This is a genomic window from Marinibacterium profundimaris (assembly GCF_002210095.1).
GTDB lineage: Bacteria > Pseudomonadota > Alphaproteobacteria > Rhodobacterales > Rhodobacteraceae > Marinibacterium > Marinibacterium profundimaris.
This window is the reverse complement of sequence record NZ_AQQR01000005.1, coordinates 197,433-214,581: the sequence shown is the minus strand read 5'-3', so window position 1 is coordinate 214,581 and position 17,149 is coordinate 197,433. Positions and strand designations below refer to the sequence as shown.

General features: G+C 66.2%; 14 protein-coding genes. 3 read left to right on the top strand and 11 right to left on the bottom strand.

Going from position 1 to position 17,149, the window contains the following annotated elements; genetic code table 11:
* Positions 1 to 90: 90 nt before the first annotated feature.
* Positions 91 to 1,212: a 5-methyltetrahydropteroyltriglutamate--homocysteine S-methyltransferase gene (locus ATO3_RS14635; protein WP_088650614.1), complete on the top strand. Its 1,122-nt coding sequence runs from the start codon at positions 91 to 93 to the stop codon at positions 1,210 to 1,212.
* 296 nt (positions 1,213 to 1,508) lie between these two features.
* On the opposite strand, the gene ATO3_RS14630 is transcribed toward ATO3_RS14635, so the two are convergent.
* The 11 genes from ATO3_RS14630 to ATO3_RS14575 all read right to left on the bottom strand — a co-directional run bounded on the left by ATO3_RS14630 (position 1,509) and on the right by ATO3_RS14575 (position 14,539).
* Positions 1,509 to 2,465 (bottom strand): VOC family protein, encoded by a 957-nt coding sequence (locus ATO3_RS14630; protein WP_088650613.1) that lies wholly within the window; start codon positions 2,463 to 2,465, stop codon positions 1,509 to 1,511.
* An 11-nt stretch (positions 2,466 to 2,476) separates the two neighbouring features.
* Positions 2,477 to 3,781: a TRAP transporter large permease gene (locus ATO3_RS14625; protein WP_088650612.1), complete on the bottom strand. Its 1,305-nt coding sequence runs from the start codon at positions 3,779 to 3,781 to the stop codon at positions 2,477 to 2,479.
* On the bottom strand, positions 3,778 to 4,299 hold the full coding sequence (locus ATO3_RS14620) for a TRAP transporter small permease (RefSeq protein ID WP_088650611.1): 522 nt from the start codon (positions 4,297 to 4,299) through the stop codon (positions 3,778 to 3,780). Before ATO3_RS14620 ends, ATO3_RS14625 begins: the two co-directional genes overlap by 4 nt.
* A complete protein-coding gene (locus tag ATO3_RS14615) occupies positions 4,300 to 5,277 on the bottom strand; it encodes a TRAP transporter substrate-binding protein (RefSeq protein ID WP_088650610.1) in 978 nt (325 codons plus the stop codon).
* A 114-nt stretch (positions 5,278 to 5,391) separates the two neighbouring features.
* The gene (gene ligM, locus ATO3_RS14610) at positions 5,392 to 6,795 is read right to left on the bottom strand and encodes a vanillate/3-O-methylgallate O-demethylase (RefSeq protein WP_088650609.1); all 1,404 of its coding nucleotides are present in this window, start codon (positions 6,793 to 6,795) and stop codon (positions 5,392 to 5,394) included.
* 18 nt (positions 6,796 to 6,813) lie between these two features.
* Positions 6,814 to 7,542 carry a GntR family transcriptional regulator gene (locus ATO3_RS14605; protein WP_088650608.1) on the bottom strand — a complete coding sequence of 243 codons (729 nt, stop codon included), beginning with the start codon at positions 7,540 to 7,542 and terminating at the stop codon, positions 6,814 to 6,816.
* A 720-nt stretch (positions 7,543 to 8,262) separates the two neighbouring features.
* Positions 8,263 to 9,351 (bottom strand): ABC transporter ATP-binding protein, encoded by a 1,089-nt coding sequence (locus tag ATO3_RS14595; RefSeq protein ID WP_088650606.1) that lies wholly within the window; start codon positions 9,349 to 9,351, stop codon positions 8,263 to 8,265.
* A 4-nt stretch (positions 9,352 to 9,355) separates the two neighbouring features.
* A complete protein-coding gene (locus tag ATO3_RS14590) occupies positions 9,356 to 11,005 on the bottom strand; it encodes an alpha-glucosidase (protein ID WP_088650605.1) in 1,650 nt (549 codons plus the stop codon).
* Between the two features lie 10 nt (positions 11,006 to 11,015).
* Positions 11,016 to 12,185, bottom strand: a complete 1,170-nt coding sequence (locus ATO3_RS14585; RefSeq protein WP_233152154.1) for a carbohydrate ABC transporter permease — start codon at positions 12,183 to 12,185, stop codon at positions 11,016 to 11,018.
* 5 nt (positions 12,186 to 12,190) lie between these two features.
* Complete coding sequence (locus ATO3_RS14580) at positions 12,191 to 13,192, bottom strand: carbohydrate ABC transporter permease (RefSeq protein ID WP_088650604.1); 1,002 nt, start codon at positions 13,190 to 13,192, stop codon at positions 12,191 to 12,193.
* Between the two features lie 75 nt (positions 13,193 to 13,267).
* On the bottom strand, positions 13,268 to 14,539 hold the full coding sequence (locus tag ATO3_RS14575; RefSeq protein ID WP_088650603.1) for an ABC transporter substrate-binding protein: 1,272 nt from the start codon (positions 14,537 to 14,539) through the stop codon (positions 13,268 to 13,270).
* Between the two features lie 253 nt (positions 14,540 to 14,792).
* Between ATO3_RS14575 and ATO3_RS14570 the strand changes: the two genes are divergently transcribed.
* Both ATO3_RS14570 and ATO3_RS14565 read left to right on the top strand, forming a co-directional pair.
* Positions 14,793 to 15,824, top strand: a complete 1,032-nt coding sequence (locus ATO3_RS14570) for a LacI family DNA-binding transcriptional regulator (protein ID WP_088650602.1) — start codon at positions 14,793 to 14,795, stop codon at positions 15,822 to 15,824.
* A gap of 4 nt (positions 15,825 to 15,828) precedes the next feature.
* Complete coding sequence (locus tag ATO3_RS14565) at positions 15,829 to 17,148, top strand: GH1 family beta-glucosidase (RefSeq protein WP_088650601.1); 1,320 nt, start codon at positions 15,829 to 15,831, stop codon at positions 17,146 to 17,148.
* The last annotated feature ends 1 nt before the right edge of the window (position 17,149 follow it).

The following is a 17,149-nucleotide window of genomic DNA, read 5'->3' as shown; positions in this document are numbered from 1 at the left end:
GCGGCCCGGGCCCTGCGCCGATATCGGGATTTGCCAAGCTCCGTGCATCGGGACTAGACCGGGGAGGCAATGTGTAACGGAGGATGCACCATGCCCACCCCGCCCTATCGCGCCGACCATGTCGGCAGCCTGTTGCGGCCCGAAAGCGTCAAGGCCGCGCGCAAGGGCTACTTCGAGGATCACAGCATCACCGCAGCCGAGCTGGAGGCGGTGGAGGATGCCGCGATCCGCGAGCTGATCGCCATGCAGGAAGAGGTTGGCCTGATGGCGGTGACCGACGGCGAGCAGCGCCGGTCGTTCTGGCACTACGATTTCATGGGGGCGCTGACCGGGCTCGACCTGGACGAGCGCGACCCGGAGGGCGGCGTGCAATTCGCCGGGGTGAAGCTGCGCCCGATCTTCCCGACGATCACCGGCAAGCTGGGCTTCCCGGCCGATCACCCGCATCTCGCGCATTTCAAATTCGTGGCCGAAAACACGAAGGTCACGCCCAAGATCTCGATCCCCGGGCCGTCCTGCTGCCATTTCCGCACGGCGCCCGAGGACATCCACGTGCCGGAATACCGCGACATCGAGGTGCTGACCGCCGATATCGCCGCGACTTACAAGGCGGCCGTGCAGGCCTTCTACGATGCCGGCTGCCGCTACCTGCAGATGGACGACATCTTCTTCGCCTATCTCTGCGATCCGAAGCACCGGGCCGAGAAGGAGGCCGCCGGGCAGGACCCGGACTGGCTGATCGACCGCTACGCCTGGATGATGAACGAGGCGATCAAGGACCGCCCCGACGACATGGTGATCGGGATGCACATGTGCCGGGGCAACTTCCGGTCGACCCACGCGGCCGAGGGCGCCTATGACCCGGCGGCGGACGCGATCTTCAACAAGACGGATGTCGATATCTACTTCATGGAATACGACACCGACCGCGCCGGCGGGCTGGAGCCGCTGCGCCTGCTGCCCAAGGGCAAGAAGCGGGTGCTGCCGGGGTTCATCACGACGAAGACCGGCGATCTGGAGAGCATCGACGATCTGAAGGCGAAGTTCGAGGAGGCGTCGAAACATGCCGACCTCGACCAGCTGGGCATCGCGCCGCAATGCGGGTTTGCCTCGACCGAGGAAGGCAACACCGTCACCGCGGACGACCAGCGGCGCAAGCTGGAGCTGGTGGTGAAGACGGCCGAGGCGATCTGGGGCGGCGTGGACGCGTGATCCGGGGCGCGGCCGGCGTGGTGAATCAGGCTGGCCGCGGTCCGCTTGCCGGTGTTGCGTTGAGTATTTGGGCAAAGGTGAAGACAGGGGGTGGTGAGAGCCGCCCCCTGTTCGTGCGCGCGGTGGGTTTGGGGACCCGCAGGTGGCAGTGGCGGCCGCGTCAGTCTGGAGGACCGCCTTTGGCCGGGGCCGCGCTGGAGTATTTGGACCAAGAAGAAGCAGGGGGACGGTGAGAGGCGTCCCCGGTTGGGGCTTGTGACGCATCGTAGGAGCCGCCGGGGCGGGCCTTGGGCGCGTCAATCCCTGGCGGGGGGCGTGCCGTGGGTGTGGAAGGTCTCGATCGTCTTCAGGCCCCAGGCCTGGCCCTTCCTGCGTTCGGTTTCGGTCCAGGTGACGGTTTCCCAGTCGGGAGCGAGGATTAGGCGGGCGCCGGCATTGGCCAGCTCGACCCGGTTGCCGGCGGGTTCCCAGACGTAGAGGAAGAAGGTGCCCTGGATCGCGTGCTTGTGGGGGCCGGTTTCGATGTGGACGCCGTTTTCAAGGAAGATGTCGGCGGCGCGCAGGATGTCCTCGCGCTGATCGGTGGCGTAGGTGACATGGTGCAGGCGGGCCTCGCCGCGCCCGTGTTCCTCGGTGCAGGCGAGATCGTAGGTCTTGTTGTTGATGGTGAACCAGCAGCCGCCGAGGCGGCCGTTGTCGAGCAGGATCTGTTCGGTCACGCGCGCGCCGAGGCAGGTGGTCATGAAATCGCGGAAAGCGGTGACGTCCTCGGCCAGCAGGTTCAGATGGTCGAGCCGCCGTGGGCAGGCGCCCTGGGCGTGGAAGCGGCTGGACATGTTCTTCAGCGCCGGCGTGTCGTCGGGGCCGGGCTGGTAGCGGGTGGTTTCCCAGTAGAGCTCGAAGATGTGGCCGAAGGGGTCGCGGAAGCGGAACGACGGGCCGTGTCCGGCGTCGCCCTCGGTCCAGCCGAGGGTCTCGTAGGCGGAGGCCTCGATGGCGGCGACGCGGCGGGCAAGGGCCTCCGGTGAAGAGGTGCGGTAACCGATGTGGCCGACGCCGGTGGAGTCGGAGGCGGTGAGCTTGAGCGTGTGGTACTCGTAATCGTCCCAGGCGCGCAGCCAGGCGATGCCATCTTCGACCAGGCTCGCCTTCAGCCCGTAGACGCGGGTGAAGAAATCGAGGCTTTCATCGAAGCGGTCGGTCAGGAGTTCCACGTGGCCCAGGTGGGCGACATCCAAACAGGGCTCGGTCATGGATGGCTCCTTCAGTTCATCATCGTGTCGGGCAGGAAAAGCGAGATCTGCGGGAAGGCGATCAGCATCAGCAGCGTCGCCAGCATCGCCAGCCAGAAAGGGATCACTCCGCGAAAGATGTCGCCCAGCGGCACCGAGGGCGCGACGGATTTCACGATGAAGACGTTGAGCCCCACGGGCGGCGAGATCAGCCCCATCTCAAGCGTCAGAACCACCAGCACTCCGAACCAGATCGGGTCGATGCCGAGGTCCAGCACGACGGGGAAGAAGATCGGCAGGGTCAGCACCAGCATGGCGAAGCCTTCGAGGAAACAGCCCAGCACGAGGTAGACCGCGAGGATCACCGCCAGCGTGCCGAGGCGCGACAGCTCCAGCCCCAGAAGGGCCTCGCCCACGAAGGTGGGGATGTGCGACAGCGCCAGGAACGGGTTGATCATATGCGCGGCGATCAGGATCAGCATCACCGTCGCCGTGGTTACCACGCTGTCGCGGGCTGACTGGAACAGGATGCGGAACGACAGGCGGCGGGTCACCGCGCCGTAGAGGATCACCGCGCCGGCCCCCACGCCCGCCGCCTCGACCGGAGAGAAGAGGCCGCCGTAGATGCCGCCGATGGTCAGCAGGATCACCGTCAGGATCGGCAGAGCGCCGGCGATGGCGCGGGCCTTTTCCGACATCGTGGTCGAGGGGCCGCGCGGCCCGGCGCCGGGCCGCAGCAGGCAGATGATGGCGATGGCCGTGACGAATGACGTCAGCAGCAGCAGCCCCGGCAGCACGCCGGCGAGGAACAGCCGGCCGATGCTCTGTTCGGTCAGGATCGCGTAGATCACGAAACCGGTGGACGGCGGGATGAGGATGCCCAGCGTGCCGCCCGCCGCGACCACGCCGGTGGACAGGCGCTTGTCGTAGTCGAAGCGGTCCATCTCGGCCAGGGACACCTTGCCCATGGTCAGGGCCGAAGCGACGGACGACCCCGACAGCGCCGCAAAGCCGCCGCAGCCGATCACCGTGGCCGAGGCCAGCCCGCCCCGGATCTGGCCCACGATCGCATAGGCCGCATCGTAAAGCTGCCGGCTCATCCCCGTGGCCGAGGCGACGTTGCCCATCAGGATGAAGAGCGGGATGATCACCAGTTCGGGCGAGGAGGCCAGCGTGAAGCTTTCGGAGGCCAGCAGCGCCATGGCCGAGGAGACATTCTGCAGGATCGTGATCCCGGCGAAGCCCACGGCGAACATCGCGAAGGCCACCGGCACCCTCAGCAGCAGGAGCACGAGCAGCACGACGATGCCCAGCGTGCCGGTCAGCTCGGCGCTCATGCGGGGCTGTCCGTCAGCCGCGTGTCATCCTTGCGCACATCGCGCCCCGTCGCCGTCAGCTCGGCCGCGCGCAGCAGCAGCCCCAGCGCGGTCAGCGCGGAAAACCCGGCCAGGGCCCATTGGAACCACGCCTTGGGCAGGCCGATCAGGTTGGTCGACAGGTTCAGCATCTGGCTGATCTTCGACGACTCCCACACCGCCCAGGCGATGGCGGCAAAGATCGCCGCCCCCAGCAGCGCCGAGACGATGTCGATCCAGCGGTTCAGCCAGTCCGGATAGCGCGCCTCGAAGATGTCCACGCCGATATGGCCCCCCACCCGGTCGCACAAGGCCATGCCGCCGAAGACGACGACGACCATGGTCATCGTGATCACGTCCTGTGACCCGAACAGAGGCGATCCGAAGGCGCGGCCGATCACGTCGATCAGGATCACCCCGGTCTCGACGAAAAGGCCCAGCGCGCCGATGGTCGCGGACAGGCCGATCAGCCCGTCCGCAGCCCGCCTGACAGCGCGCATTTACTCGCCCTTCATCGCGGCCAGCGCCGCCTCGCCATCCACCTCGGCCACGTAGGCGTCGGTCACCGCGGCCACGGCCTCGGCAAAGGCGGCGATCTCGGCGTCGCTCAGGTCGATGACGGTGTTGTCGCCCGATGCGCGTGCGGCCTCCAGCGCGGCATCGGCGGTGGCGTTCCACGCCTCCTCGGCGCTTTGCGACAGGGGCATTCCGGACACGGAATCCAGCGCCGCGCGCTGCTCATCTGTCAGGCTGTCGTACTTGGCCTCGGTCATCACCGTCCAGAACACCAGCCGGCCCAGGTTGGCGCCCAGCGTGTAGGAATTGGCGACTTCGTCCAGCTTGAAATCTGACAGCGTCGAGGCCCCGGTGATCACCCCGTCGATCAGCCCGGTCTGCAGGGCGTTGTAGACCTGGTTGATCGGCATCTGCACCGGGGTTGCGCCCATGGCGCTGGCCACCTCGGCCGCCGTGGCCCCGGCCACCCGGATCTTCAGCCCTTCCAGGTCCGCGGGCGTGCGGATGTCGTGGTCCTTCATGATGAAGATGTTGGGCTCCGACGTCCAAAGCGCCAGCGGCACCGTGCCGGGGAACTCGCCCGAGATCTCGTCATAGGCGGCCCAGAGCGCCTCGTAGCCCGGCGCGTCCAGCGGGATCGCGTTGGGCATCTCGGCGATCATGGTCTTGCCGAACTGCGACGAGGTATAGCCCGGCAGCCCCCAGCCCATGTCGGCCACGCCCTGAAGGACGCGCACGTACTGCTCCACCGGGCCGGCGCCCAGCTCTCCGCCGTGATAGCCGCGCACGGTCAGCTCGCCACCCGTCGCCTCGGACAGGTCGGCATTCAGTTTCTCTATGACGGACGCGTTGATCGTGTGGAACGGCGGGGTAAAGTTGGCAAAGCTCAGCTCTTCTGCCGCAAGGGGCATGGCCAGCGCCGCCGCCGCGGCGCAGGTGGCCGCAAGGGTCTTGATCTTCATGGTGTCCTCCCAATACGGGCGCCTCCTCTGCGCCCATGTCCAGGCAAGGGGCGCTCTCTCCCGTCGCCCCCCGCCACTCGTTTGGTCTGCGGTCAGTTCTGTTGGGTCTTGGTCTCAGGCGGTCTTGGACCGCCAGCTGTCCGCATAGTTCTCGCGGGCTTCCCGCGCATAGGGCGTGGGCGAGACGCGCACCCGGATCTCGGCCTGGTCATGCGGCTCGGCCGAGGTCTTGGCGGTATCGTCCGGTTCACCCCATTTCAGCGTCAGGACATCCCCGACCTGAACACTGGCATCCACCACGCCAAGCGACAAGAGGCAGCGTTCGTTCCAGGAATAGCCGTTGAACATGGACATGCCGACCATCCTGTCGCCGTCCATCACCATGTCGGCCGAGGACGAGGCATAATTGGGCTGCGGGAAGTCGATCCACTTGGCCGGCCGGCCCTGTTCGAAGGCGGTGGCGATGACCTTCAGCACGTCCTCCTTGTTCCACTCGAAGGTGACCTTCTTGCGGTTGGTCTTGCTCTCCTTCATCTTCAGAAGGGCGTCCTTGCCGATGAAATCGTCCTTCTTCCAGCCGATGTAGAAATCATAGCCCAACTCGAACGGATTGACGTAGTAATCCTCGATGTTGTCGCTGACAAAGCTGCCGCCGATCGCGCCGGCGGCCTCGTACATGTCGGCACCCAGCCAGTCGCGGTACTCCTTCAGCATGCCATCGCCGGTGTAGATCCCCGGCAGCGGGCTGGGGATCCAGCCGCTTTCCAGCGTGTTGGTCGAATAGGCCCGGCTGCCACATTGCACGAGGGTCACGCCGGCGTCCTTCGCGGCCTGCATGATGGTCGAGTGGATGTAATCCTTGTCCTTGTAGGGCCCCCAGACCTCCAGCCCCGGCGCGCCGGACATGCCGTGGCGCAGGGCCTGCACCTTTTTCGATCCGATGTTGATCCAGTCGACATGGAAGAACTTGATCTCCGGGATCGGCCCGCCGTTCATCTTCTCGAAGATCTTCGGCGCGTCCGGGCCCTGGATCTGGAAGCGGTAATGTTCGCGCAGCACCCGCTCGCCCTCGGGCCGGGACGGAGACCGCGGGTCATAGCGCAGCCGCACGTTCCAGTTGCCCCAGGCCGCGCAGAACATCAGCCAGTTCGAGGTCGGCGCGCGGCCCACAAGGATGAACTTGTCCTCGCGCTCGCGGAAGATGATGTGGTCGCCGATCACGTGGCCATTGGGCGTGACGGGGACGAAATGCTTGGCCCGGTTCAGCCCGAAGTTCGAGAAGCTGTTGATGCCGTGATGGGCCAGGAAGGCCTCGGCCTGCGGGCCCTCGACGATCAGCTCGTCCATGTGGTGGCTCTGGTCGAACAGCACCGCGCTCTCGCGCCAGGCGGCCTGTTCCGTCCGCCAGTTGGTGAATTCCGGCGTCACCACCGGGTAGACATACATGCCGATCTGGCTGTTGCGCAGCATCTCGACGGGGTTGGCATAGTCCGCCATCTTCTCGGTCAGACTGGTCATCCTGGAACTCCTCCTGTCTCAGGTGTCTTCACTGGACACAAGCGCCAGCCCCGGCACTTGCGGCGCGAGGCCCGGCTCGGTCCGTGTCAGGTATTCGAGGTTCTGCCGCGCCAGCCGTGCGTGCTCGCGGGCGAGCGCCTCGGCCCGGCTCCCCTCGCGGGCGGCGATGGCCTCGATCATGGCCCGATGCTGGACCTGGGCCCGGGTCAGCGAGGCCTGGAAATCCGGCAGCAGGTCCTGGCGGTGCAGGAAGGCCGAGGGCGAGGCCAGCGGCAGGTTGCGGATCCGCGTCGCCTCGCGCTGGATCACCGGGCTGCCGGCCAGCTGCGCCAGAAGGTCGTGGAAGGCGGCGTTGCCCTCGACATAGGCGTCGAAGTCGACCTCTCCGGCCAGGGCGCTGTCGATCCGCGCCAGGATCCCGTCGGCCTGCGCCATCAACGCCTCGGGCACGCCCCGTTCGGCGGCCAGCCGCGCTGCGGTGCCCTCGACGACACCGCGCAGCTCGATGGAATCGATGATGTCCTGGAAGGTGAAGCGCGCGACCCGGCAGCCGCCGGTCTCGATCCGCTCCAGCAGCCCCTCCTCGATCAGCCGGTCCATGGCGCGGCGCAGCGGCGTGCGCGACAGGCCCAGCCGTTCCGACAGGGCGACCTCCGGCAATCTCGAATTGGGCTCGAACGCGCCTTCCAGGATCAGCGATCGAAGTCCCAGCAGCGCCTTTTCAAATTGCGTGGACCGGTCGGCCATCGCGGCACATCCCCCTACCCTCGGTGAAGGACGCTAGGTTGTATACATTAACCTGTCAATAACGCTAAATAGGGGCTCTCTGGCCCCATAATGCATACAAACCCCTGCGGATCCCCGCCCGCCCAGGTTGCACAGCCCCAGGTGCGGCGCCCCTGCCCGATGCTTCCAGGGCCCCTCACAGCGTCCCCCGAAAAACCGCTTGACCTCAAGTGCACTTGAGAAACCATCTTCGCCAGCGTTCCCCGTACGTGAAAGGACAAGACCGTGAACGCTCCGACCCGCCCCGCCAGGCTCCGCTCCCTCGCCGCCGCAGTGCTGGACACCGCTCTCCGCCGCCGCCGCCGCGCCCGGCAGCGCACCTACCTCCTCGGCATGACCCCGCACCTGGCGCGCGACATCGGCGCCCCGGCCCGCCTTTCGGACCGGCGCCGCGCCGATCCGGCGACGGACGGCTGCAGCTGGCGTCTGCGCCGGCATCCCCTGGTGCCCCGACGCCGCTGGTGACCGGGGCGCGCCAGCGCCCCGCCCCCGGAAAGCGCGCGCAGCGCGCCACCGTCACCCCGCGCGCAGCGCGCCTCGGCCTCCCGAACGGGAGGCCGCTTATCCCAATCCTCACGAACGGGAGGCCGTTCACCCCATCCCTCCCGAAGGGGCGGCCCCGGGAAACGCGAAAAGGGCGCCGCAAGGCGCCCCCGTCCACTCAAACCTCCGGCCGCGGACCTATCTGCGCCGCATGCTCTGCCCCTTGTGGAACAGGTGAACCTTCGCCGGATCCGCCGCCAGGCTCACGTCGTTGCCGCGCAGATCCCGATGGATCCCCGGCAGCTTCGCCGTCATCGCCGGCGCGCCGTTGACCTCCTCGAAATAGATCAGCGTCACCTCGCCCAGCGCCTCGGTGAAATCCACCCGGCCCCGGAACAGCGGCGTGTCCTCTGTCGGGACCAGATCCTCGGGCCGCACGCCGATATTGACGATCTTGCCCTTGTCCTCTTCCGTCGTCGGAATGGCCGAGACCGCGACCTCGCCATGGGCCAGCTCAACCGTCGTCTGCTCGCCCGTGCCGGTGATCTTGCCCGGCAGCAGGTTCATCGCCGGAGAGCCGATGAACTGCGCCACGAACTCGTTGTCCGGCGTCTCGTACAGTTCCAGCGGCGTGCCGACCTGGGCGATGCCCTTGTTGGCCAGCACCACGATCCGGGTGGCCAGCGTCATCGCCTCGACCTGGTCGTGGGTCACGTAGATCATCGTGCGATCCGGCATCGCCTCTTTCAGATGCGCGATCTCGATCCGGGTCGCCACCCGAAGCGCCGCGTCGAGGTTCGAAAGCGGCTCGTCGAAGAGGTAGACCTTCGGATCCCGCACGATCGACCGGCCGATCGCCACCCTCTGCCTCTGCCCGCCGGACAGCGCCTTGGGCAGGCGGTCCAGATAGGGCTCCAGCTGCAGCGCGGCGGCGGCGCGGTCCACCGCCTCGTCGATCTCGGCCTTGGATTTCTTGGCCAGTTTCAGCGCAAAGGCCATGTTCTCGCGCACCGTCATATGCGGGTAAAGCGCGTAGCTCTGGAACACCATGGCGATGCCGCGCTGTGCCGGCGGCACGTCGTTCATGCGCTGGCCCTCGATCGTCAGCTCGCCGCCGGTGATCCGCTCCAGCCCCGCGATCATCCGCAACAGCGTGGATTTCCCGCAGCCCGACGGCCCGACGAAGACGATCAGCTCCCCGGTCTCGATCTCCAGGTTGATGTCGCGCAGCACCTGCACGGACTTGCCGTAGGTCTTCTCGACATCTCTCAGAACCAGCTCGGCCATGGTCTCACTCCCCTTCGCGCTTGGCGATCACGTAGCCCCACCCGGGCAGGTCCATCGGCCCCGCCGACAGCTCCGTCTGTACGCCGGCCACGGCGCGCCACTGCCCCTCGGGCATCTCCAGATGGGCGGCGATGTCGCTGAGGTTGAAGGCACAGAACAGCTCCTCCTCGCCATCCGACCGGGTGAAGGTCAGCAGGTCGCCCTCGTTGACCGGGCTGCTCTGCGCGCCCTTGGCCAGCGCCGGGTTATCGCGCCGCAGCGCCACCGCGCGGCGGTAATGGTGCAGCAACGAGCCGCGATCGTCCTCCAGCCGGTCCACCGCCCATTCCAGCTGCGCGGGGCTCACCGGCAGCCAGGGGTGATCGTTGGTCGTAAAGCCGCCGAACTCGTCCTGCGCCTCCCAGACCATGGGCGTGCGGCAGCCGTCGCGGCCCTTGAATTCGGGCCAGAATTCCTTGCCATAGGGATCCTGCAGCGCCTCGTAGGGGACGTCCGCCTCGTGCAGGCCCAGCTCTTCGCCCTGGTACAGGCAGGCCGAGCCGCGCAGGCACATCATCAGCATGACATAGGCCCGGTTGGCTGCGTCGCTCAGGTCCCAGCGGGTGGCATGGCGGCGCACGTCATGGTTCGAAAACGCCCAGCAGGCCCAGCCGTCCGGCGCATGGGTGTCGAAGCGGCGGAAGGTCTCGACCACCCAGTCAGCCGTGGCGCGGCGGTTTTCCAGGAACTCGAAGGCGTAGCACATGTGCACGCGGCTGTTGCCCTTGGTGTATTCGCCCAGGATCTGCATGCCGCGCTGCGCCTCGCCCACTTCGCCCAGGCAGGCGCGGGCGTCGTAGGCGTCGGTCAGCTTGCGCAGCCGTTCCAGGAAGGCGATGTTCTCGGGCTGGTTCTTGGAATACAGGTGCTCCTGGTGGTTATAGGGGTTCACCTGGGGCGCGATGGAATCGTTGCGCAGCTCGTAGGGCAGCGCCGGGTTCGACCGCAGCTCCTTGTCGTGGACGTAGAAGTTGATCGTGTCCAGGCGGAAGCCGTCGACGCCGCGATCCAGCCAGAACCGCGCCACGTCCAGCAGCGCCACCTGCACCTCTTCGCAATGGAAGTTCAGGTCGGGCTGCGCGATCAGGAAATTGTGCAGGTAATATTGCTGGCGGCGGCTGTCCCATTGCCAGGCCGGCCCGCCGAAGATCGACAGCCAGTTGTTGGGCGGCGTGCCGTCCTCCTTCGGATCGGCCCAGACGTACCAGTCGGATTTCGGGTTGTCGCGGCTGGCGCGGCTTTCCTGGAACCAGGGATGTTCGTCCGAGGTATGCGACAGCACCAGGTCGATCATCACCTTCAGGCCCAGCTTGTGCGCCTTGGCCAAAAGCCCGTCGAAATCGCCCAGCGTGCCGAACATCGGGTCGACGTCGCAGTAATCGCTGACGTCATAGCCGAAATCCTTCATCGGCGAGGTGAAGAAGGGCGAAATCCAGATCGCGTCCACGCCAAGCCCGGCGAGGTACTCCAACCGCCGGGTGATGCCGTTCAGATCCCCGATGCCGTCGCCGTTGCTGTCCTGGAACGAGCGCGGGTAGATCTGGTAGATCACGCCGCCGCGCCACCAGTCCTGGTCGGCCTGAGTCTCGGGCTGCACAAGGGTTTGGTCGTTCATGATGTAAACCTTACTTCACCGATCCGGCCAACAGGCCGCGGACCAGGTATTTCTGCATGAAGAAGAAGACGAGCAGCGGCACGAGGATCGACACGAAGGCCGCCGTCGCCAGGATTTCCCAGTTGCCGCCCCGCGTGCCCATCAGCTCCACGATCTGGGCGGTCATCACCGTGGTCTGGCCCGTCGCGTCGATCAGGAAGACCTTGGCCACCAGCAGGTCGTTCCAGGTCCACAGGAACTGGAAGATCGCGAAGGAGGCCAGCGCCGGGAAACTCAGCGGCAGGATGATGCGGACAAAGATCTGGTACTCGGTCGCGCCATCCACGCGGGCGTTTTCGATGATGTCGCGCGGCAGGCCGGCCATGTAGTTGCGCAACAGGTAAATCGCCAGAGGCAGGCCAAAGCCGGTATGCGCCAGCCAGACGCCCAGGTAGCCCTTGCCGATGCCGATCCCCAGATGCAGCTTCAGCAGCGGGATCAGCGCCAGCTGCAGCGGCACGACCAGAAGCCCCACGATGACCGCGACCAGCAGCGCGCGGCCCGGGAATTCCATCCACGCCAGCGCATAGGCCGCGAAGGCCGCCACCAGGATCGGGATCACCGTGGCCGGGATCGACACGGTCAGCGTGTTGAAGAACGCCCGGCTCATCCCGTTCACGTTGCTGTCGTCGAACAGCATGTAGCGGTAGTTCTCCAGCGTCAGCTCAGGCGGCACCATGGCGGTGATGAACACCCGCTGCCCGCGCCCGCCCTCGAAGGGTTCGGTGTTCTCCATCCGGTAGGCGCCGTCTTCGCCCACCGTGATCGTCCCGCCGCCGCGCACCTCGGCCACGTCGCCGGGCTGATAGGCCGCCACATCGCGCGAGGACGTGCCCCAGGACGCAATCTTCTCCGCCTGCGTCTCGTCCAGCAGCTGGCCTTCGATCACGTAAAGATCGCCCTCCTGCACCTGGGTCCCGGGATCGGCGGTGCGCACCTGCAGCACCTGTTCCGCCGCGAAGGGCGCCTTCCACCAGCCGGTGGACGAGATCTGGTCGGCGGTCCGGAAGGACGACACCAGCAGCCCCAGCGTCGGCACCACCCAAAGCAGCACCAACAGTCCCACCGACAGGTGGACCGCCCAGGTCAGGATCGCCTTCTGCCCCGCAACCCCGCTCGGCCCGTAATGCATGTCCGACATCCGGGTTACTCCATTTCCTTGCGCGCGTTGCGCACGTTCCAGACCAGGATCGGCAGCACCAGCACCATGATCACGATGGCCGAGGCCGATCCCACGCCCCAGTCATTGGCGACGAAGAGCTTGTCGAACATGTAATTGGCCAGAACCTGCGTCTGCCACTGGCCGTTGGTCATCGCGTAGACGATGTCGAAGACCTTCAGCACCACGATGGTGATCGTCGTCCAGACCACCAGGATCGTGCCGTAGATCTGCGGCACCTTGATCTTGAAGAAGATCTGGAACGGGTTGGCGCCATCCACGATGGCCGCCTCGATCGTCTCTTCGGGGATGCCGCGCAGCGCCGCCGACAGGATCACCGTGGCAAAGCCCGTCTGGATCCAGATCAGCACCAGCATCAGGAAGAAGTTGTTCCAGAAGGGAATGGTCAGCCAGGTCTGTGGCTCGCCGCCCAGCGTCACGACCAGCGCGTTCAGCATGCCGATCTGCTCCTGGTCGATGGGACGCGCATCGTAGACCAGCTTCCAGATCACCGCCGCACCCACGAAAGAGATCGCCATCGGCATGAAGATCAGCATCTGCGCGATGCGCCCCCAGCGGATCGAATCCGTCAGCTGCGCCACCAGCAGCCCGAACCCGGTCGAGGCCGCCGGCACCACCAGCAGCCACAGCATGTTGTTGCGCATGGCCTCCCAGAACTTCGCCTCGCCGCTCATGCGGGCATAGTTCTCGAACCCGACCCACTGGTATCCGCCCCCCGGCACCCGTTCCAGCAGCGACAGGCGCAGCGTCTCGAACACCGGGTAGCCCAGGTAGAGCCCCAGCGCGAAGAGCGCGGGAAACAGGAACAGCCAGGGCCGGATCATGTTGGCGCGGTTGATGTTGCGCCCCGCGTTGGCGCCGCGCGGCGGCCAGATCACGTCCACCAGCTTGTTGGACAGGAAAAAGTAACCGACACAGGCGCCCAGGCCGATCAGGATCGTTGTCAGGGCTTGCAGGGCTTGGGCCATCACGCGCTCCGCTGGTCAGGAGGGAAAGGGGGCATCCCGATCATGCCGGAATGCCCCCCTCTTGTCGTCGGTTATCTACTTGATGCCGTCCCAGGACGACTGGATGTCGTCGGCCACGGCCTGCGCATCCTTGCCGCCCACGTAGTCGACCATGCCGGTCCAGAAGCTGCCCGCGCCCACCGCGCCGGGCATCAGGTCCGAGGCGTCGAAGCGGAAGGTGGTGGCGTCCAGCAGGATCTCGTTCATCTGGCGCAGGGCCGGATCGGCGAAGACTTCGGGATCAACACCGGTGTGCGGCGTCAGGAAGCCCTGGCGTGCCATCCAGATCTCATGCGCCTCGGGCGTCTTGAGATATTCGATCAGCGCGTTGGCCCCGTCGCTCTCGTCGGTGATCGCCCAAAGCGTACCGGCGCCCAGCACCGGCGTGCCCAGGTCCTTTTCCTCGTAGGCCGGGAAGTAGAAGAAATCCGCGTCCTCGCCCATCATCGTGCCTTCCGGGAAGAAGGACGGGATGAACGACGCCTGGTGGTGCATGTAGCATTGCGGCGGCGCGTCGAAGAGGCCCTTGGGGCTGTCGCGGAAATCCGTGGTGGCCACGGCGCCCGCCCCACCGGCGACGAAATCGTCGTTGCGCGCGAACCATCCGAATTCCTCGATCGCCTCGACCACGGCGGGGTCGTTGAACGGGCGCTCGTTGCTGACCCATTCGTCATAGACTTCGGGCGGCTGGGTGCGCAGCATCATGTCCTCGACCCAGTCGGTCGCCGGCCAGCCGGTCGCCCCGCCGGAGCCCAGCCCGATGCACCACGGCGTCTCGCCATCCGCGGCGATCTGCTCGGTCAGCGCCTTCAGCTCTTCCATGGTCTCTGGCACTTCGTAACCCGCGTCCCAGAAGTTCTCCGGCACGTACCAGACCAGCGATTTCACATCGACCTTGTAGAAGAAGCCGTAGAGGTGATCCTCGCCGTCCGGGCCCGCGTAGGTGCCCAGGTCGACCCAGGACTGGCCGGCAGCGTAATTCTCCTCGACCCATTCCGCCGTGCCCTCGGGCAGCGGCGTCAGGAACCCGGCCTCGGCCATGTTGGCGGCCAGCCCCGGCTGCGGAAAGATCGCGATGTTGGGGGCCGATCCGGCCTCGGCGTCGATGCGGATCTGCTGTTCGAAACTGTCAGAGCCGACATAGGAATAGGTGTGGTCGGTCGCCGCGGCGAAACCGTCCAGCACCGCCTCCACGTCTTCCTGGTCCGGGCCCAGCCAGGGGCCGAAGACCGTCACGTTGTCGGCCCATGCGGAACCGGCAATCAGGGCAGCCACGGCGGCCCCGGCGAATAGTGTCGTCTTTGTCATTTGTCTTTACCTCCCGATCAGACCTCGGCGCCCTCTCACCAGCGTCCAAGGCGAATCGTTTTCAAAGCGCTTTGGATACCGGGGATAAACGCGCTTCCGTTACCTTCTGTCAACACGGGCGTCCAAATCCCCTGGAAGTTTCGTGTTTTCAGTCCTTTTCCGACCAATCGGAACTTTGCCACGACAAATGCGTTGACGTTTTGCGCCGTTGCACCCACACAAGGGGTCGTGTTTCCCAAAGCGCTTTGAACCCATGAACCTCAAGAGACTCGCCGAAGAACTGGGCCTGTCGCAGACCACGGTGAGCCGTGCGCTCAACGGGTATCCGGAGGTGTCCGAAGCCACGCGCAAGCGGGTCGAAGAGGCCGCGCGCCGGTACAATTACCGGCCCAACAGCCGCGCCAAGGGGCTGGCCACGGGGCGCGCCATGGTGATCGGACAGGTGATCCCGACCTCGGTTCAGCACGAGATGGTCAACCCGATCTTCGGGGATTTCGTCGCCGGCGCCTCGCAGACCTTCTCGCGCTATGGCTACGACATGATGTTCAGCCGGGTTCCGGACGTGGACGAAAGCGACATCTACCGCGAATACCGCGCGCGCGGCGCCGTCGACGCGGTGATCCTGCAGGGCCCGCTGGTCAACGATCAGCGCATCCCGCTGCTGAACAGGATCGGCCTGCCCTTCATCGTGCATGGCCGCTCCACCGGCATCACCGAACCCTATGCCTTCGTCGACGTGAACAACACCCGCGCCTTCCAGCACGCGACCGAGTTTCTCGTGCATCTCGGCCACCGCCGCATCGCCCTGATAAACGGGCTGGAGGGCATGGATTTCGCCCAGCGCCGCCGCGCCGGCTACGAGGCCGCGCTGAAGGCCGCCGGCATTCCCGTCGATCCCGCGCTGATGCGCTCGGACGAGATGACCGAGTATTTCGGCTACCGCGAAACCCGCGCCCTGCTGGCGCAGGAAGACCCGCCGACAGCGATCATGGCCGCCTCGATGATCGCCGCCCTCGGCGTGCGCCGCGCGATCGAGGAGACCGGCCTGACCATGGGCCGCGACGTGTCGGTCATCACCCATGACGACGACCTCAGCTACCTCAAGAACGGCCAGGACGTGCCGATCTTCACCGCCATAAGGTCATCGGTCCGCAAGGCCGGCGAGATCCTCGCCCAGTGCCTTGTCGACCAGATCAACGCCCCCGACGCCCCGCCCGAGCAGAGGATGCTCGAGGCAGACCTCCTCGTGGGCCGTTCCACCGGCCCGGCACCCCAAAGGACCTGATCCCATGGATTTCACGCGCAAGGACTTTCCCGAAGACTTCCTCTTCGGCACCGCCACCTCGGCCTACCAGATCGAAGGCCATTCCTTCGGTGGCGCCGGATCGACCCATTGGGACACCTTCGCCGCCACCCCCGGCAACGTGGTGCGCGGCGAAAACGGCGACATCGCCTGCGACCATTACCACCGCTACGAGGAAGACCTCGACCTGATCGCCGCCGCGGGCTTCGACTGCTACCGCTTCTCCACCTCCTGGGCGCGCGTCCTGCCCGAGGGCCGCGGCACGCCGAACGCCGACGGCCTCGATTTCTACGACCGCCTGACCGACGCGATGCTCGAACGCGGCATCAAGCCCTGCGCGACGCTCTACCACTGGGAACTGCCCTCGCCGCTGGCCGACCTCGGCGGGTGGACCAACCCCGACATCGCCAACTGGTTCGCGGACTTCACCGAAGTGATCATGTCCCGCATCGGCGACCGCATGTATTCGGTGGCCCCGATCAACGAGCCCTGGTGCGTCGGCTGGCTGAGCCATTTCATGGGCCACCACGCGCCCGGCCTGCGCAACATCCGCGCCACCGCCCGCGCCATGCACCACGTGCTGCTCGCCCATGGCCGCGCCATCGAAACCATGCGCGGCCTCGGCATGGGCAACCTTGGCGGCGTCTTCAACATGGAATGGGCCACCCCCGCCGACGGCAGCCCCGAGGCACAGAAGGCCGCAGCCCTATACGACGGCTATTACAACCGCTTCTTCCTTTCCGGCGTGTTCAAAAAATGCTACCCCGACAACGTGATGGAAGGCTTCGCACCCCACATGCCCAAGGGCTGGGAGGACGATTTCGACACGATCGCCGCCCCGCTCGACTGGTGCGGCGTCAATTACTACACCCGCAAGGTCATCGCTCCCAACACCGGCCCCTGGCCCTCGCTGGACGAGATCGAAGGCCCCCTGCCCAAGACCCAGACCGACTGGGAAATCTACCCCGAGGGGCTCTACAAGTTCCTCGTTCGCACCGCGCAGGACTATACCGGGGACCTGCCGCTCCTCGTCACCGAGAACGGCCTGGCCAACAACGACGTGCTGACCGGCGGCGTGGTCGACGATGCCGCCCGCATCGCCTATATCAACGACCATGTCGCCCAGGTCCGGCGCGCCATGGCCGACGGCGCACCCGTCAAGGGCTATTTCCTGTGGTCGCTGCTGGACAATTACGAATGGTCGCTGGGCTATGAAAAGCGCTTCGGCCTCGTGCACATGGATTTCGACACGCTGGCGCGCACGCCCAAAGCGTCCTATCACGCGCTGCAAAAGTCCCTGACCTGAC

What these genes read in the sequence shown, in the direction of transcription:
- ligM (WP_088650609.1), bottom strand. Translation starts at nt 6,795, where the DNA reads ATGACCAGTCTGACCGAGAAGATGGCGGACTATGCCAACCCCGTCGAG.
- ATO3_RS14620 (WP_088650611.1), bottom strand. Translation starts at nt 4,299, where the DNA reads ATGCGCGCTGTCAGGCGGGCTGCGGACGGGCTGATCGGCCTGTCCGCG.
- ATO3_RS14595 (WP_088650606.1), bottom strand. Translation starts at nt 9,351, where the DNA reads ATGGCCGAGCTGGTTCTGAGAGATGTCGAGAAGACCTACGGCAAGTCC.
- ATO3_RS14570 (WP_088650602.1), top strand. Translation starts at nt 14,793, where the DNA reads ATGAACCTCAAGAGACTCGCCGAAGAACTGGGCCTGTCGCAGACCACG.
- ATO3_RS14625 (WP_088650612.1), bottom strand. Translation starts at nt 3,781, where the DNA reads ATGAGCGCCGAGCTGACCGGCACGCTGGGCATCGTCGTGCTGCTCGTG.
- ATO3_RS14585 (WP_233152154.1), bottom strand. Translation starts at nt 12,185, where the DNA reads ATGTCGGACATGCATTACGGGCCGAGCGGGGTTGCGGGGCAGAAGGCG.
- ATO3_RS14575 (WP_088650603.1), bottom strand. Translation starts at nt 14,539, where the DNA reads ATGACAAAGACGACACTATTCGCCGGGGCCGCCGTGGCTGCCCTGATT.
- ATO3_RS14580 (WP_088650604.1), bottom strand. Translation starts at nt 13,192, where the DNA reads ATGGCCCAAGCCCTGCAAGCCCTGACAACGATCCTGATCGGCCTGGGC.
- ATO3_RS14635 (WP_088650614.1), top strand. Translation starts at nt 91, where the DNA reads ATGCCCACCCCGCCCTATCGCGCCGACCATGTCGGCAGCCTGTTGCGG.
- ATO3_RS14615 (WP_088650610.1), bottom strand. Translation starts at nt 5,277, where the DNA reads ATGAAGATCAAGACCCTTGCGGCCACCTGCGCCGCGGCGGCGGCGCTG.
- ATO3_RS14590 (WP_088650605.1), bottom strand. Translation starts at nt 11,005, where the DNA reads ATGAACGACCAAACCCTTGTGCAGCCCGAGACTCAGGCCGACCAGGAC.
- ATO3_RS14605 (WP_088650608.1), bottom strand. Translation starts at nt 7,542, where the DNA reads ATGGCCGACCGGTCCACGCAATTTGAAAAGGCGCTGCTGGGACTTCGA.
- ATO3_RS14630 (WP_088650613.1), bottom strand. Translation starts at nt 2,465, where the DNA reads ATGACCGAGCCCTGTTTGGATGTCGCCCACCTGGGCCACGTGGAACTC.
- ATO3_RS14565 (WP_088650601.1), top strand. Translation starts at nt 15,829, where the DNA reads ATGGATTTCACGCGCAAGGACTTTCCCGAAGACTTCCTCTTCGGCACC.